We start from the raw sequence: 18,865 nt of genomic DNA on the forward strand, positions 1-18,865 counted from the left end.
TTAGTTCATTTTATTTCAAACGGATCTCTGAATAAGGGATCCGTTTTTTTATTTTGAACCAAACTATTTATATATTCCGCAGGAGAAAAAATTTACTCTTGTCTAACAATTAACTGAGTGGAGAAGAAATGAAAGTTTCGTTTTCAAAGATCTTTTCAATCTTCCTGTTCTTAACCTTCTCCGTTGTTTACGCACAGTCAGGTGTGGGTAAACTGGTCGGAAAAGTTATTGACGCAGGAACCAAGGAACCCCTGATCGGGGCCAACGTTCTGATCGTCGGAAGTGCACAGGGTGCTGCTACCGATGTTGAAGGACGTTACTTTATTCTTAACGTAACCCCCGGTACCTATGAAGTTAAGGTGAGTTACGTTGGTTATGGTCCAAAGACCATTCAGGATGTCCGTATTGTTGCGAACATCACTTACGAACTCAATGTTGAGCTGAGCACTGATTTTACTCTGCCCACCATTGAAGTCAGCTCAAAGAAGTTCTTTGAGGAAAAATCAACCAATACAACCAAAGTTCTCGATGCTGATCAGATCAGCAAACTTCCCGTAAAGGGCGTTGAGAAACTGGCTGGTCTCCAGTCCGGTGTTGTTATTCAGGAAGGTTCAGGCGGCGCTGACGGTAATGCTACCATTAACGTACGCGGCGGCCGCGGCGGCGAAGTTTTGTACATCGTTGACGGTGTGCCTCAGAATGACATTCTTTTCGGCGGAAACTCTGCACAGGTTTCCAACAACGCAATTGACCAGCTCTCTTTCCAGATCGGTGGTTACGAGGCAAAATATGGTCAGGCACAGTCAGGTATCGTGAACGTTACTACCAAATCAGGAAGCGCTAAATATTCCTTCTTTGGTGATGTTCTTTCTTCATCGTTCACTGATGATTACGGATACAATCTGTATTCCGCAAATATCGGCGGTCCGATTATTCCGGGTAATGCAAACCACACAATCTTTCTTTCAGGTGAAAGAGGATGGTTTGGCGATGCTAATCCGAGAGCTATTCCTCTTGAGATTCCGACGATGAATATCAACACGAATGTGCTCCCGAATAACTCCTCAAGCGTCTGGAGATTCAGCGGAAGAACGCTGCATAACTTCCAGCCGTTCTCACTGCGTCTTGGTGCAAATATTAACACCAGAACCAGCAGAGGATATACCCATACCTATGCAAAAAACAATGCTGAGCATAATCCTCTGACCGAGAATGAAAACTATTCATTCAGCGGACGCTTCAGCCATAACGTAAGCAACTCCATGTTTTACAATGTAAACATCGGATACAAAATTCAGAATCAGGAATCAGGCGACGGTGTATGGTTCGATAATATCGAAGCTTATGGCGATACCACTGCCAACAAACCATGGGTAAGACCTGGTGTACGTCTTATTCAGGGTACCCGTGTAAGTCTTGATCCGGTTCAGTTATTCTTTGATAAAGGACGTGTTTCTAACTCCTATACCAAACTGAACAATGACAATCTTACCTTAGATGTTGATTTCACCAATCAGGTGAGCAACCACCTCCTCGAAATCGGAGGCGGTGTTCAGCTTCACACCCTCAGATACTGGGCAATTGCTCCTGTTGGTGTTGCTATTGACAATACTACCAAAACCCTTAAGGAAAGAATTGCTCTTCAGAGACCTTTCTATTTTGGTTATGATATTCTTGGTAATGTTTCGGATGCGGATGAAACCACCATTTACGGAACTGATTCATATACTACCAGCTCAGCTCCGAGAAATCCGATGATTGCGTATTTCTATATGCAGGACAGATTTGAATTAAGCGACCTCGTGCTGAATCTTGGTGTCCGCTGGGATTACTTTGATTCACAGGCAGATGTTGTAAAAGACGAACTGCTTCCTTATGCAGGCGGATCAAATCCTGATGCATTTGATGACGGTGACTTTAAAATTAAGGATGCTGAAAGCTATATCTCACCAAGAATTGGTATCGGTTTCCCTGTAACTGCCAGCACGGTTTTCCATGCACAGTTCGGTAAGTTCATCCAGCAGCCAAGACTGATTGACGTATTCACCTCTGTGAACTCACTCGACGGTCTGGTTACCGATGGTAACTTCGGCGTTAATACCGGTAATGTTCAGAGTGAAATTACCACCCAGTATGAAATTGGTTTCAGACAGGTGCTTGGAAATAATGACGGCGCACTTAACCTGACCGCTTTCTACAAGAATACCAAGGGTCTCGTTAATGACGAAACCAGATTCTTCTACCGCTCTATTGGCGGACAGAGAGACCGTTATTACGGCCCTGCAAATTCTGACTTCGGTACCATTAAGGGTCTTGCACTCTCACTGACCGTAAGCAGAATGGATTATTTCTCCTTCAACGTTGAATATACCTATTCACTGGCTGAAGGAACCGGATCATCAACCGGTTCATCAACCACTGCTGCATTCAGAAATAACAACGGTGAAACCCCGAAGGTTATTGCACCGCTCGATTTCGATCAGAGACATACCGGTGTTGTGAATGTTGATTTCTCCGTACCAAAAGGAGAACTTGGATTCTTTGAAAGAACTTCTGCAAACTTCCTGGTTTCCTTCAACAGCGGACGTCCTTATACCCCGCTTGAGAAGCAGAATATTACTCCGGGCGGCGGATCAAACCTTGGTGATACCAAAGGTTATGTTAACTCCGCTTATGGTCCTGGCAGCTTCAGAGTTGACTTCAAACTTGAAAAATCGTTTGAATTCGGCGGAGCAGTTCTTACTCCGTATCTCTGGATTGAAAACCTGTTTGATGCAGACAACGTAGTAAATGTCTATCGTTCAACCGGAAGTCCTACCACGACCGGCTATCTGACCACTGCTGAAGGTAAAGCTGTTGCTGCTTCAAGAGGTCAGGAATATGTTGACGATTACATTGCGCTTGAAAGAGACCCCAATAATTTTGGTATTCCAAGACTTATTAAGCTTGGATTCAGAGTTAATTTTGCAAATATTAACTTCTAAGAAAAAGGAAGCGTTAAACAATGATAAAGATTAATCAATTCAGATCAACGGCGGCAAGAGTACTCCTCTTGCTGGCCGTTATCTTTGCAGTCGGTGCCTATAGCGGTGACGGCGTAAAAAGAACCGGCAACTCGCTCTATAAGAGTTCTGCCGAGTTCTTTGTATTTAATATCAACAACCTCAACATACCCGTTGATAACAAAGGCGTTATCGCTGACGTAGATCCGGGTACCGGTGCAGGCGGTTTCTATGATGGTAAAGTATTCCTCTTCTCAGGCGGATTCTTTATGTCAGGAATAACCAACGGTACCATGTGGGCAAACGGTGTTCTTTCAGCTTCAAGAATTGAAGATTACCAGCCGGGTCCGGTTGGTTCTTCAAGAACTGATCCAAAGAACAAGATGTATGTTGTTACCGCGCAGGACGAAGTATTTGGTCCGGCATGGCAGGAATGGAAAACCGCAGTTTCCATCGGCGCTGACTTCTATGACGGCGATGGTGACGGTGCCTATAATCCGGTTGACCTGAACGGCAACGGTAAATGGGACAGCAACGAAGACCGTCCTGACCTTATCGGTGATGTAACTGCATGGACCGTATATAATGACGGTGTTGCAAAATCCCTTAGAAGATTTACCGACGTTGAACCCCAGGGTATTGAAATCAGACAGACTGTGTTTGCTTTCGCTTCCAAGGGTGTTGTTGGTAACATGCTCTTCATCCGTTACAGAATCGTTAACCGCGGTACTGTAGCAGACAAAATTGACTCTGTTTATTTCTCCGTGGCTGCTGACCCTGATCTCGGTGATTATACCGATGACCTGGTAGGCTGCGATACCACCCTTTCAGCCGGTTATGTATATAACGGCGGTCCTGACGGACAGTTCGGTGCTAACTGCCCGACCTTCCTTATGGACTTCTTCCAGGGTCCGGTTGTATATATCCCGGGCGAAACCTTTGTTGACGCGAATGGTAACGGTGAGTTTGACGCAGGTGAAACCCCTCTTACCGAAGCTCACAACGTCCGCGGCGTGGTAATGGGCATTGACACCATTCCTGGTGCAAAGAATATGCCTCTTACTTCATTTACACAGTATATGCAGAGCCACCCGACCCACGGTGACCCGAACACCCGTTTCGAGCTCCGTAATTATCTTCTGGGCGGTGTGTCAAAAGACGGTGTACCTCTTGATCCATGTACCTGGGCATTCGGTAACGGTCCGGCAAATGCAGGTGTCTGCGCTACCTGGGATCCTCATTTCATGTATTCAGGCAAGCCAGAAGATGGTACCGGCTGGTTAAACACCACCCCGATTGACCAGAGACAGATGTCAAATACCGGCCCGTTTGTTCTGAAAAAAGATCAGCCGATTGACATCGTTGCAGCCTATGTTGTTGGCCGCCATCCTTCACTTTCTGTTCAGTCTGTCAGAACCGCAAAGGAATATGATCAGATTGCTCAGTTAGTATTTGATTCTAACTTCCCTTCACCTCCGGCTCCTCCGCCAGCAGTGTATGATGTTAAAACCGGAAACGGCTTTATTGATCTTACCTGGCAGACCGCTCCTCAGGTGAATTACAGAGCTATTGATACCGTTCTTGATATTGACCGCAGACTGCAGGGTTACTATGTAACCGCTTTCCGCACCAATAGCAAAGCGGATATGATTGGCGGTACGGTTAACTCAACCCGTTTAGTAACATATGAGATGGATAATATTATCCATGGCATTCAGCAGAAAAAATCAAACGGCGCTATTGAGACCTATCTCGAAAGACCATCTGCAGAATATCTGCTTGATTCAGCACTCTATTCAAAACCTGATGAAGGCCGTATTCGTTTACGTGTTACTCAGGATCCTTTTACCGGAGTTCCTCTCGTGAAAGGTAAAGAGTATTATTTTGCTCTCACTACCTTTACTCTTAACCACAAAGTGATTAAGAATAAAGCAACCGGTACCTACGGTCCGGCTGGTGACTATATTGACGAAACCAATGGTGCAGTTGATGAATACGAAACTGCAATTATAAGAGTTGTCTACGGCACTGATTTGTTTGCTCCGGCTTCGGATATCGGACAGAGCAAAAAGGCAGCAGGTTTTGCCGGAACAGGCGGAGTTAAATTCCTCCCTGTTAATAACAGCGAACTGACCGGTGACACTTATACGGTTTCATTCAAGGCTGATACCACCACAATTCCATATTCAGCCTCCTATTCGCTTACTAATAACAGAACAGGTACTGTTCTGATCTCTGATTCAAAGGCATATAACTTTGACTCAACCAACTATGCTGGTAAACTTACTGAAGGATTCGTTCTGAAAGTAAAAGATGTAGCTCCAACGGTTGCTCCTGATACCCGGCAGACTTACACCCCGGCAGCAAACAAGTGGTTTGTTGACCTCAACCTGTTAACTGCAAGTCTCGGTGCTGTATATAGCGGAAGAGATATCGCAGGAGTAGGCGGAAGTGCAACTCTTGGTAACAGACAATCCACCATCACCAAGGCAAACCGCCTGCGTGCAATTGAAGTGCGCTTCGGTCAGCCTGGTAAAGCATACCGCTACATGAACGGATTTGTTGGTACTTCAGCTCTTTCAAGAAGAAACAGCTTCAAGTATGCAGCAGGCCTTAACGGCACAGACGTACTCCCAAGCCGCGGCGGCGCAATGGGCCAGTTCGGTGTGGGCTTTGTAGATGTACCGTTCCAGGTATGGGTAAAGGATTCAGTTTATGGTGAGGAAAGACAGCTTGCAGTAGGCTTTGTTGAGAAATCAGCAAACCTGCCAGGCGGAAATCCTGACGGTAACTGGTTCCCTGGTACCGATGTAACCCAGTCACTGGAAGCGATCATCGTTTTTGATGCAAACTATGATGCATCAGGCAGCCAGATCGAATATACCGGCGGTGTATTCGGAAGCGACAGTGCATGGGCAGATATCCGCGGATATCAGTTCCCTGCAAGTGCAACCACAGTAACTGATGAACAGAAGCGTATTGCAGCCTCACCGCTGTTTAACGCGATGTATGTAATCAGTCTGAGTGCACTGACAGCGACCAGTACGTTTACTGCAGGAGACGTATTCAGAGTACCGGTAGGCACCTATCCGTACACTGATGCAGACAGCTATACATTCTCAACCAAACAGGGCGGAGCACTCACTGATGCTGAACAGAAAGATCTGTTCAACAAGGTTAATGTATATCCGAACCCGCTGTTTGCGTTCAACCCTGAAACCAGTTATAATTCACAGGCTTATTCAGATGATCCGTTTGTGACCTTCACAAACCTTCCTGAAGAAGTTACAGTGAAAATCTTCACGGTATCAGGCGCTCTGGTAAGAACCCTTACGCAGGCAGACAAACTTGACGGTGTTGGTTCACCGTTCCTGCGCTGGGATCTTGAGAACGAAAATGGTCTGAGAGTTGCATCAGGAATGTACCTTGCTATCGTATCTTCACCCGGATTCGGAGAAAAGATACTGAAGTTTGGTGTTATTTTACCACAGAAGCAATTACAGAGATATTAAAAAAACGGGCGGGTTAACCACCCGCCTCTTATTAACCTAATAGGAGTTTGATAAAATGAAAAAAGTTCTCATAATCTTTCTTATGGCATCCTTGGCCTGGGCCGGTGATGTTTCCAGAAAAGGAACTACCGGTGCTGATCAGCTCCTGATACCGGTTGGAGCGAGAAGTATTGCTACTGGCGGTGCATTCTTGTCCAATACGACAGGCGTTGAAGCTATTTATTTCAATCCGGCAGGTCTTGACCTTGCCAACAGCTCTGAGGCAATGTTCTCCTATATGTCTTATCTCGCTGATATGAATATCACCTACTTTGCAGCAGGTGCTAATTTTGGCGAGCTCGGAAGTATAGGAATTTCCTATAAAGGTCTCGATTTTGGTGACATTCCTGTTACCACAATTGATGCACCGGACGGAAACGGAGCTACCTATTCCCCGGCTTTCTTTACCGTAGGTCTTACCTATGCAAAGAAAGTTACAGACCGCGTTGCAATTGGTGTGAATGCAAAAATGATCCACGAAGGAATCATGAACACCTCAGCCAATGGTTTCGCAGTTGATTTCGGTGTTCAGTACCGCTTCCCTCAGAATCTTTCTATGGGCGTTACGGTAAAGAATATCGGAAGCAACATGAAGTATGACGGACAGGATCTTCAGGTAAAAACGGTGATTCCGGGATCAAACCCGAATTCAGCGTTCGGTTCTTATGCTCCTGTTACCGAAGAATTCCAGCTCCCGAGCTACTTCGAAATGAGCTTAGCGTATGATTACAGATTCAACGAAGCCAACAACATTCTGTTCGGATCATCATTCAGAAACAACAATGCCGGTGAAGATAACATCGTCTTCGGTATGGAATATGATTTCAGCAAAATGTTCTTCGTTCGTGCTGGTTATGACATGCTTCTCCAGAACACAGACCAGTCAATCTATGGTCTGGCTATGGGCGCAGGCGTGAACTATAACTTCACAGACGGCATCACCATGAGTCTTGATTACGCTTACCGGGATGTTCAGGATTTCCCGACCCCGAACCATATCTTCACTCTGAAGCTTGGTCTCCAGTAATCGTTCCTAATTGATTGATGAGGCGCCCGGTTTAATCACCGGGCGCCTTTTTTTATGGACTGCACACGAACAAGCAGTCTTTCGGCCACGTCCTGATTCCCGCGCTAAGATTCAATGGTTTCATTTTGCTATCTCCTTTACTGACTTCCGAATATTTGTTTTTCAAACTGCTTCTTCCTATTTTTTAACATACCGACATAAGAATTTCTCCTTTTTATTCCAGTTTTCCAATTTCCGGAGGGAATATGAAAAAAAATATCTGGCTGAAGCCAGTTCTTAGCCGTGTCACTCTGTTTTCACTCGCCCTGCTGCTCACAGGCGCTTATTACGGTGATGGCGGCAAACGGCACAATCTGCAAAAAGCTACCGCTCTGAACTCCTACCTTATTGATATTAATAATCTTGTACTTCCGGTAAATAACCGCGGAATTCTTGCGGACCAGAATATTGGCAATATCTCCGGCGGTATATATGACAGTCTTGTGGTGCTTTTTTCGGGCGGGTTTTTCCTTTCAGGTGAATCGAACGGGGCTGACTGGGCAAACGGTGTGATGTCTGCCTCCAGAATTGAGGACTACCGGGAAGGTCCTGTCGGCTCAAATCAGAATGATCCGCGCAACCGGCTGTATATACTCAGCAGCCAGGACCGTGCATTCAGTGAATCATGGCAGAACTGGAAAGAGGCAGTTGCGCTTGGAGCTGATTATTACGATGGCAACGGTGATAACCGTTATGACCCGGTTGATCTGAACGGAGACGGAAAATGGAATCCGGATGAGGACCGCCCTGATCTGATTGGCGACCTTACCGTCTGGTGCGTGTATAATGATGGGGTGCCAAAAAACCTGCGCCGCTTTAACAATATTAACCCGCAGGGGATTGAAATTCATCAGAGTGTTTTTGGCTTTGCCTCACGCGGAACCATCGGGAATATGCTTTTTGTCCGTTACCGCCTTATTAACAGAGGAACGGTCGCGGAGAGGATTGACTCAGTCTATTTTTCAGCAGTTACCGATCCTGACATAGGTGATTATACTGATGATCTGGTCGGCTGCGATACCTTGCTCTCAGCAGGATTTGCGTATAACCGTACGCCTGACGGTCAGTATGGAGTTAATGCTCCTGCGTTCCTGAATGACTTTTTTCAGGGGCCGGTTGTATATATTCCCGGTGAAACCTTTATTGACGCAGACGGAAACGGTCTTTTTGATTTAGGTGAAACGCCCCTTACTGAGGCATATAATGTGCGCGGATTTTATAAGGGTATAGACACTATTCCGGGGGCAAAAAATCTTCCGCTGACATCCTTTACTCAGTATATTTCAAGCCACCCGACAATAGGTGATCCCAGTTTTTACCATGAGCTGATTAACTATCAGAAAGGAGGACGTTACAGAGACGGAACCCCCATTGACCCCTGCCGTTGGTTTTTTAGTAATGGTCCTTCTGATTCCGCTAACTGCGGAACCTGGGATCCGAAATTCATGTATTCAGGCGACCCATTAACCTATTCAGGATGGCTTAATACTTCTCCGGTTGATCAGCGTATGATGCTTAATACAGGACCGTTTGTCCTGAGAGCAAATGAACCGGTGGATATTGTGGTAGGATATGTTGTCGGCAGATCATCATTGAGTAGTATTGAAAGCCTGAGGGAAGTAAAAAAGAATGACATCGTAGCGCAGTATTTGTTCGACCTGAATTTTCCCACACCGCCTCAGCCGCCCGATGTTGCCGTTGACGTAAGAACCGGTGACGGATTCATTGACCTTACCTGGAATACAGCTGATTTTATAAACTTCCGCGCGGTTGATACCATTCTTGATATAGACAGAAGAGTGCAGGGTTTTTATATTACCGGCTACCGGACAAACAACAGAGCGCAGGAAACAGGGGGAATAGTAAATGCAAAACTCCTTGGCAGTTACGGAGTTAAAAATCAGATACATACAATTTTCCAGAAACAGAGCAATGGCGCAATTACTACCTATTTTGAACGGCCCGCTGAGCAGTTCCTCCTGGATACTCTTATATACGGCAATCCCGCTGAAGGAAGAATCCGCGTAAGGATTACGGAAGATCCTTTTACGGGAATACCTCTGGTAAAGGGAAAGGAATATTATTTCTCTGTTACTTCCTTTACCCTTAATCACCGGGTAATAAAAAACCGGGCAACAAATACCTACGGGCCGGAAGGAGATTATATTGATGACAGGAATATCGCTATAGATGAATTTGATAACGCGATAGTCCGTGTTGTTTACGGAACTGATATGTATTCTCCCGCTGCTGATATCGGGCAGGGAAAGCGTGCCGCGGGTTTTGCAGGCACCGGCGGTGTGAAATTTCTGACGGTTGATAACAGCGGGCTGACCGGAGATTCCTATACGGTTGAATTTAAAGGCGATACAGCCACTCTGCCATACTCTGCCTCTTACTCACTTAAAAATAACAGAACTGGCGCATACCTGATTACCGGTTCAAAATCTTATAACTTTGATACCACTAACTATGCGGGCAAAGTAACCGAAGGATTTATCCTGAAAGTAAAAGATGTAGCTCCAACGGTATCAACTGATGCTCAGCAGACTTACACCCCGGCAGCAAACAAGTGGTTTGTTGACCTCAACCTGTTAACTGCAAGTCTCGGTGCTGTATATAGCGGAAGAGATATCGCAGGGGTAGGCGGAAGTGCAACTCTTGGTAACAGACAATCTACCATCACCAAGGCAAACCACCTGCGTGCAATCGAAGTACGCTTCGGTCAGCCTGGCAAAGCATACCGCTACATGAACGGATTTGTTGGTACCTCAGCTCTTTCAAGAAGAAACAGCTTCAAGTATGCAGCAGGTCTTAACGGCACAGACGTACTCCCAAGCCGCGGCGGCGCAATGGGCCAGTTCGGTGTGGGCTTTGTAGATGTACCGTTCCAGGTATGGGTAAAGGATTCAGTTTATGGTGAGGAAAGACAGCTTGCAGTGGGCTTTGTTGAGAAATCAGCAAACCTGCCTGGCGGAAATCCTGACGGTAACTGGTTCCCTGGTACCGATGTAACCCAGTCACTGGAAGCGATCATCGTTTTTGATGCAAACTATGATGCATCAGGCAGCCAGATCGAATATACCGGCGGTGTATTCGGAAGCGACAGTGCATGGGCAGATATCCGCGGATATCAGTTCCCTGCAAGTGCAACCACAGTAACTGATGAACAGAAGCGTATTGCAGCCTCACCGCTGTTTAACGCGATGTATGTAATAAGTCTGAGTGCACTGACAGCGACCAGTACATTTACTGCAGGAGACGTATTCAGAGTACCGGTAGGCACCTATCCGTACACTGATGCAGACAGCTATACATTCTCAACCAAACAGGGCGGAGCACTCACTGATGCTGAACAGAAAGATCTGTTCAACAAGGTTAATGTATATCCGAACCCGCTGTTTGCGTATAATCCTGCTACGAGTTACGACCGTACACTCTCGCCGGATGATCCGTATGTTACATTCACCAATCTTCCGGCTGATGTAACCATCAGGATATATACAGTATCAGGAGCGCTGATCCGCACACTCACTGAAGCTGACAAGACCGACGGACCATCTTCCCCCTTCCTCCGCTGGGATCTGAAGAATGAAAGCAGGCGCAGAGTTGCTTCTGGAATGTATATGGCAATAGTCTCATCCCCCGGCTTCGGAGAGAAAATACTGAAGTTGGGTATCGTACAGCCGATGAAACAAATAACAAGGTAATTATGATGTATGAATTATGAAGTATGAATTATGAAGTATGAATTATGAAGTATGAATTATGAAGTACGAAGTATGAATTAAAGGGGATTGCTTCTGGTCATCAGTCTCTCATTCCTTGTGCTGCCGGCAGTTCTTGCTGTCGTTGTGGTCCTTGCTGTCCTTTGAGTTGTGCTGCGGTCAGGTCTTTTGACTTAATCTGTAAAAATGCTTATTTTAACCTAACACAAATTTCGGACTTCCCGGTTGGGGGTTGTCCTCACTTTTTTTCCGGAGGGAAAATGAATGGTTTCCATGTTCATCGACCGGTATTTTTGCTCGTTCTGCTCTTTAGTTTTCTGCTGTTTTTAACCGGAGCTTTTTCCGGTGACGGCGGGGGAAAACGAAGTCCTCAGAAATCCTCTGCCCTTAACGGTTTTCTCATTAACATCAATAATATCCGTCTCCCATTAGACAATCAGGGAGTCCTTGGTGACTTTGACCCTGGTACCGGAGCCGGCGGGTTTTACGACGGTAAGATATTCCTCTTTTCCGGCGGACTCATCCTCACCGGATATACAAATAGTACACTTTGGGCTAATGGAGTTTTTAGCGCCTCACGTATGCAGGACTATCAGCCGGGACCGGTCGGCTCTGATCAGAATGATCCGCGCAATAAAGTCTATGTTGTCCGCAGTATGGATATTCCATTTGGTGACTCATGGCAGGAATGGAAAAACGCTGTGGCACTGGGAGCTGATTTTTATGACGGAGACGGGGATGGTATATATAATCCCTCTGATCTGAATTATGACGGCAAATGGAACAGCAACGAAGACCGCCCCGACCTGATCGGCGACCTAACAGCATGGTGCGTGTATAATGACGGTGTACCGAGAGCATTACGGCGTCTGACATCAGTCAGCCCCCAGGGAATCGAGATTCATCAGACCGTCTTCGGATTTGCTTCGCGTGAGAATATCGGCAATATGCTTTTTGTCCGTTACCGCCTTATTAACAAGGGTACTGTGGCCGATCTGCTTGATTCTGTGTATTTTTCTGTCATTACCGACCCGGATCTTGGTGACTACATGGATGATCTGCTGGGCTGCGATACTACCCTGGATGCCGGATATGTTTATAACGCAACCGCTGATGCACTATATGGAGTAAATGCTCCGGTATTTCTTGCAAGCCTGCTTCAGGGGCCGGCTGTATATATTCCGGGAGTTACATTTACTGATTCCAATGGCAACGGAATATTTGACAGTGGAGAATCGCCCCTTACAGAAGCATACAATGTGAAAGGTTTGGTTAAGGGAATCGACACTCTTAGAGGTGCAAAAAATCTCCCGATGACCTCTTTTATGCAAATGATGCAGTTGTGGGGTGGTGATCCCGGAGGAATGTTCGTTTGGGATTACCGGAATTGGCAGAAGGGTTTGCACTATTCCGGAGCACCGTTTGATCCTTGTACATGGTCGTTTGGCACGGGTACGAACGATCCTGACTGCATTAACTGGAATCCGAAGTATCTTTATTCCGGTGATCCTGTAGCAGGAAACGGGTGGAGAAATAAAACGCCAATTGATCAGAGGAAAATGATTACGACCGGTACTTTCCCTCTCCATAAAAATCAGCCAGTTGATATAGTTGCCGCATATATTGTGGGAAGATCGCCGGTGAGCAGTCTTCTGAGCGTGAATACAGCAAAGGAACTTGCAAAGGCAGCCAGGAGTGTGTTTAATAAAAATTTTGAAGGTCCTGCAAAACCTGATGAGCTTTCTGTTGATGTCCGCACAGGTAACGGCTTCATTGACCTGACCTGGAATACTTCCCCTTTAGTTACTTACCGCTCCTTAGATACGATACTTGGCATTGACCGGCGCGTGCAAGGATTTTATGTAACGGCCTACAGGACCAATTCTGAAGCGGCACTGATTCCCGGCGTGGTAAATGCAAAAATTATTTCCTCCTATGCCGTGAATAACTTTATTCATGATATATATCAGACGCAGCAAAATGGCGGGCTGGATATGCGGTTCAAAAGACCTGAAGCCGAATATCTTCTTGACAGTGCACTTCACGCAGATCCCGCTCAGGGGCGCATCCGACTGAGAATATCCGCGGATCCTTTCGACGGAATTCCCCTCATTAAAGGAAAGGAATACTTTTTTGCTCTTACTACCTATACGCTTAATCACAAGAGTATAGTAAACAAACAGACAACTACCTATGGCCCTCCCGGCGATTATCTTGATGCAACCGGCGCGGCAATTGACGAATACAGCACATCAATTATCCGCGTAGTTTATGACACTGATCTTTATGAACCTGCCCCGGATATCGGCAAAGGAAACAAAACTTCCGGCTTTGCAACTCAGGGAAATGTTGCTTATCTGGTGGTTAATGATGAAGAACTGACCGGCGACAGTTACACGGTTGAGTTTAAAAGTGATACAAGCCTGTATCATTACTCGGCTTCTTATTCACTAAAGAACAACAGAACCGGCCAGTACCTGATTACTGATTCAAAGTTCTATAACTATGATACAAACAACTATGCTGGAAAAATAATCGAAGGGTTTGTTCTTAAAGTTAAGCCGGTGGTGCCTGCCCCATCAAACGAAACACAGCAAAAATATATACCTGCATTAAATACATGGTTCACCGACCTGAACGTGACCAACGCGAGCCTGGGCGCAGTCTATGCCGGGGATGATATCCACTGGTGGGGGAGTGCAATTTTCGGAAGCAGGCAATCAACCATTACAAAAGCAAACCGTTTGCGGGCGGTAGAAGTGCGCTTCGGGCTGCCAGGCAAGGCATACCGGTATATGAACGGATTTGTTGGAAATAATGCCCTCGCAAGAAGAAATGTTTACCGGTATGCTGCTGGAATACAGCCCATCGACACCTTATCCTCACGAGGCGGATCAATGGGTAAGTATGGCATTGGTTATGTTGATGTGCCGTTTCAGGTATGGGTTAAGGATTCAGTCTATGGTGAAGAGCGTCAGCTGGCGGTTGGATTCGTTGAAAAGACGGCAAAATTTTTTGGCGGAAATCCGGATGGCAATTGGTACCCGGGTGTTGATGTTTTATTGTCTTTAGAAGCAATCATTGTCTTTGATGCTGATTATGACCCGTCAGGCAGCCAGATAGTATATACCGGCGGAGTGTTCGGAACGGATAGTGCATGGGCAGATCTCATGGGATATCAATTCCCTCCGGGTGCTACAACAGTAACCGATGAGCAGAAGCGCATTGCTGCCTCACCGCTGTTTAATGCGATGTATGTTATAGGACTGAGTGCACTTACTCCGACGAGTACCTTTACTCCCGGAGATATCTTCAGAGTGCCGGTCGCGGTGTATCCTTATACCGATGATGATGTATATACCTTTTCCACAAGAAAAGGAGGAGACCTGACCTTTGAAGAGAAGAAGGAACTGTTTGAAAAGGTTAATGTATTCCCGAATCCGTTTTTCGCCAATAATACCAGATTCAGCTATGAGAATCCTAAAACGGCGGAGGAGTCGTTTGTAACGTTTACCAATCTTCCTGAAACAGTTACCATAAAGATATACACTGTTTCAGGGGCTTTGATAAAAACTCTTACGGAGAGTGATAAAATGGATGGCGCTTCATCACCCTTCCTGCGTTGGGATCTTAAGAACCAGAGCGGCAACCGTGTTGCTTCAGGCATGTATCTGGCGATCGTGACAGCACCCGGCTACGGAGAAAAACTGCTGAAATTGGGAATTATTCAGCAGGCAGGTTCAAAGTGATGATATTCCCGGGATCCGGAGCATGATCTCCTTAAAGGTGCCTGGACATCGTGGTTGTTGTCCTCGCCATTCTTGAACAAAAGGCTTAAATAAATTTTGTAAAATATCCGATTCAGAACCGTCCGTAGCAGGTATGCTCTGAATAAATTCCCTGGAGGAAGAATGAAAAAAATATCATATCACAGGCAGGCAGTTATCAGATTACTGCTGCTCTGCAGTCTGCTCATTTTAACCGGAAGTTATCAGGTAGACAGCGGTAAGAATGGAATTCTCAGGGTAACTTCAGAAGCGTTGAGTTATGTAATAAAAATAAACAACATAACACTTCCGCTGGATAATAACGGGGGGATTGGCGATGTGAGGTCGTTCAGCGGAGCGTACTATGACGGTAAAAGATTTCTTTTCTCAGGCGGATTTTATCTTTCAGGTCTATCAGATGGAGAGATGTGGGGCAATGGTTATTTCACAGCCGCACGTGTTCAGGATTATCTTCCCGGACCTGTTGGTTCAGACCCTAAGGATCCTAAGAACAGATTATATGTTATCACAAGCTTGGATCTCCCATTTGGTGATGCCTGGCAGCTCTGGAGGGATGCAGTATCGCTTGGCGCTGATTTTTACGATGGCAACGGTGACGGGAAATATGAGCCGGTTGATCTGAACGGCAACGGCAGGTGGGACACGGATGAAGACAGGCCCGATATTATCGGTGATATAACCGCCTGGTGCGTAACTAATGACGCAGTAATACCAGGGCTTCGCAGGTTTACTGATGTTTCCCCCCGTGGTATTGAAATTCAGCAGACCGTTTTTGGTTTCGCTGCCCGGAATGAACTGGATGATATTTTATATATACGCTACCGGATTATCAATAAAGGTACCTTTGCTCCCCGTTTTGATTCTGTCTATTTCAGTCTTGGGCTTGAGCCGGAAGTCGGAACGTATTACAATGATCTGACCGGATCAGATACGCTGCTTTCGGGGGCATACGCCTATGACAACGGCCCTGATCCTGATTATGGAAATAATTCTCCGACATTCTTTGCGGGATTTGTTCAGGGTCCGCCGGCATATATTCCAGGGGAAACATTTATTGACGCAAATAATAACGGAGTTTATGATATTGGTGAGAACTCACTTTCCTCGGCAGTGAACTTTAAGGGGGGAATTATGAAAACAGATACATTGCCCGGAGCCAAAAATTTATTAATGACATCATTTACTACAACTAATAATTACCATAACTATGGCATGATGCCCAATACCCGGCATGAACTGAGATATTATCAGACCGGAGGTTTGCGGAAGGATGGCAATCAGGTTATTCCATGCACATGGTGGGAGGGCAATGGCAGCCAAAAACCGGATGAATGCGGTTTGTGGAATCCAAAGTTCTTACACTCGGGTGATCCGGTAGCAGGCACAGGATGGATAAACACCTATCAGATTGATCAGACAATGATGGTTACAACAGGCACGTTTACTCTTCATAAAGACCAGCCGGTGGATATAGTTGCAGCGTATGTGGTAGGAAGATCTCCTGTAAGCAGTCTCCTGAGCGTGAACGCAGCAAAAAAGATTGCGGGATTTGCGAAGAACCTGTGGGAAAATCAGCGTTCAGATAATACCAGGCCTGATGATATTACTGTGGACGTCCGTACCGGAGACGGATTTATTGATCTTACCTGGAATACTGCCGGTCTGGTTAATTATCAGGGAATTGATTCGGTCTTTGACAAAAACAAAAAACTTCATGCATTTTTTGTTACCGGTCTTCGTACTAACAATGTTGCAGCATCAATCAGCGGTGCAGCAAATGCAAAGGAACTGGCACGGTATGCTGTTAAAAACAACATTCATGCATTACTGCAAAAGCAGTCACATGGCGGTTTTATAACATATTTCGAACGCCCCTCAGAAGAATTTCTGCTTGATACTCTTATATATAGTAAACCGGATGAGGGGAGAATTCGGCTGCGCATAACCGAGGACCCGTTTACCTCATCACCCCTTATTAAAGGGAAGGAGTACTATTTTACTATTACTTCCATTCTGCTTGATCATAACCGGATATATAATCAGGCGACAGGAACTTACGGTCCGGCGGGGGATTATATTGACACGATGCGAAATGCGGTTTCAGAGTATCAATCGTCCATCATCAGGGTGGTTTACGGCTCTGATTTGTATGAACCTGCTGCCCTCACCGGTCAAAGCAGCCGTTCATCAGGATTCGCCGGAACCGGAGGAGTAAAATTCCTCACGGTTAATAGCAACGAACTTACTGGTGACACTTATACGGTTGAATTCAAAAGCGATACCACTACCGCTCCTTACTCAGCTTCTTACTCACTCAGGAATAACAGAACCGGTGAGTATCTGATCAGCGACTCTAAATCCTATAACTTTGATACAACAGACTATTCAGGAAAACTAACCGAGGGTTTTCTTCTGAAAGTAAAAAATGTTACGCCGTTGGTTGCAAATGTAACTCAGCAGACATATACCCCAGCGGAGAATAAATGGTTTAAAAATCTTGATCTGACCCATAATAATCATGGCGCCGAATATTGCGGAAAGGATATCACAGGAATAGACGGCAGCGGAATGTTTGGTAACAAGCAATCAACCATCATGAAAGCAAACCTCCTCCGGGCGATTGAAGTCCGGTTTGGTCAGCCGGGTAAGGCATACCGTTATATGAATGGATTTGTGGGCACTTCTGCAAACTCAAGAAGAAATACATACCGGTATGCGGCAGGAATCCGCCCGATAGATACCCTTTCCTCCCGCGGCGGTGCTATGGGTAAGTATGGAATTGGTTATGTTGATGTGCCATTTCAGGTATGGGTAAAGGATTCCGTTTATGGTGAGGAAAGACAGCTTGCAGCCGGCTTTGTTGAAAAATCAACAACCTGGTTTGGCGGTAATCCCGATGGCAGCTGGTTTCCGGGAACAGATGTAACCTCATCATTGGAAGCAATCATTGTCTTTGATGCTGATTATGACCCTGCAGGCAGTCAGATTGAATATACCGGAGGAGTGTTCGGAACGGACAGTGCATGGGCAGACCTCCGGGGATATCAATTCCCTCCAGGTGCTGCAACAGTCACCGATGAGCAGAAGCGCATTGCTGCCTCACCGCTGTTTAATGCGATGTATGTTATAGGACTGAGTGCACTTACTCCAACGAGTACCTTTACTCCCGGAGATATCTTCAGAGTGCCGGTCGCGGTGTATCCCTATACCGATGATGATGTATATACCTTTTCAACAAGAAAAGGAGGAGACCTGACTCTTGAGGAAAAGAAGGAATTATTCGAAAAAGTGAATGTATTCCCGAATCCGTTTTTTGCCAATAATACCAGATTCAGCCATGAGAATCCCAGAACGGCGGAAGAATCGTTTGTAACATTTACCAATCTTCCTGAAACAGTTACCATAAAGATATATACTCTTTCCGGCTCTCTGATAAGAACTCTGACAGAAGGTGATAAACAGGATGGCGCTTCATCCCCCTTCCTGCGCTGGGATCTGAAGAACCAGAGCGGCAGCCGTATTGCTTCAGGCATGTATCTGGCAATCGTGACAGCCCCTGGCTATGGAGAAAAACTGCTGAAATTGGGGATCATCCAGCAGAAAAAATGAAAATTGCAGGAAATTAAACTTCAGTGAGATAATTCAAATGTCAGAAAACTAACGGACCCTAAAGTGTCCTTATTGTCGTGGCTGTCCTTATTGTCCTTGCTTCTCATAATTGCCTGCTCCC

General features: G+C 45.8%; 6 protein-coding genes. All 6 read left to right on the forward strand.

The window, feature by feature from the left end; translation table 11 throughout:
- Positions 1-128 precede the first annotated feature (128 nt).
- The 6 genes from HRU80_06415 (at position 129) to HRU80_06440 (ending at position 18,744) form a co-directional block, all read left to right on the forward strand.
- Positions 129-2,984 (forward strand): carboxypeptidase-like regulatory domain-containing protein, encoded by a 2,856-nt coding sequence (locus HRU80_06415; protein ID QOJ28527.1) that lies wholly within the window; start codon positions 129-131, stop codon positions 2,982-2,984.
- 20 nt (positions 2,985-3,004) lie between these two features.
- The gene (locus HRU80_06420; protein QOJ28528.1) at positions 3,005-6,514 is read left to right on the forward strand and encodes a hypothetical protein; all 3,510 of its coding nucleotides are present in this window, start codon (positions 3,005-3,007) and stop codon (positions 6,512-6,514) included.
- Positions 6,515-6,569: 55 nt separating this feature from the next.
- Positions 6,570-7,580, forward strand: coding sequence for a PorV/PorQ family protein (locus HRU80_06425; protein ID QOJ28529.1), 1,011 nt, complete (start codon positions 6,570-6,572; stop codon positions 7,578-7,580).
- Between the two features lie 245 nt (positions 7,581-7,825).
- A complete protein-coding gene (locus HRU80_06430) occupies positions 7,826-11,329 on the forward strand; it encodes a hypothetical protein (protein QOJ28530.1) in 3,504 nt (1,167 codons plus the stop codon).
- A gap of 278 nt (positions 11,330-11,607) precedes the next feature.
- Entirely contained in the window at positions 11,608-15,096 is a 3,489-nt protein-coding gene (locus HRU80_06435) for a hypothetical protein (GenBank protein ID QOJ28531.1), read from the forward strand.
- Between the two features lie 162 nt (positions 15,097-15,258).
- On the forward strand, positions 15,259-18,744 hold the full coding sequence (locus tag HRU80_06440; protein QOJ28532.1) for a hypothetical protein: 3,486 nt from the start codon (positions 15,259-15,261) through the stop codon (positions 18,742-18,744).
- The last annotated feature ends 121 nt before the right edge of the window (positions 18,745-18,865 follow it).

This window comes from Ignavibacteriales bacterium, from assembly GCA_015709675.1.
In the GTDB taxonomy this organism is placed as follows: domain Bacteria; phylum Bacteroidota; class Ignavibacteria; order Ignavibacteriales; family Ignavibacteriaceae; genus H2-BAC3.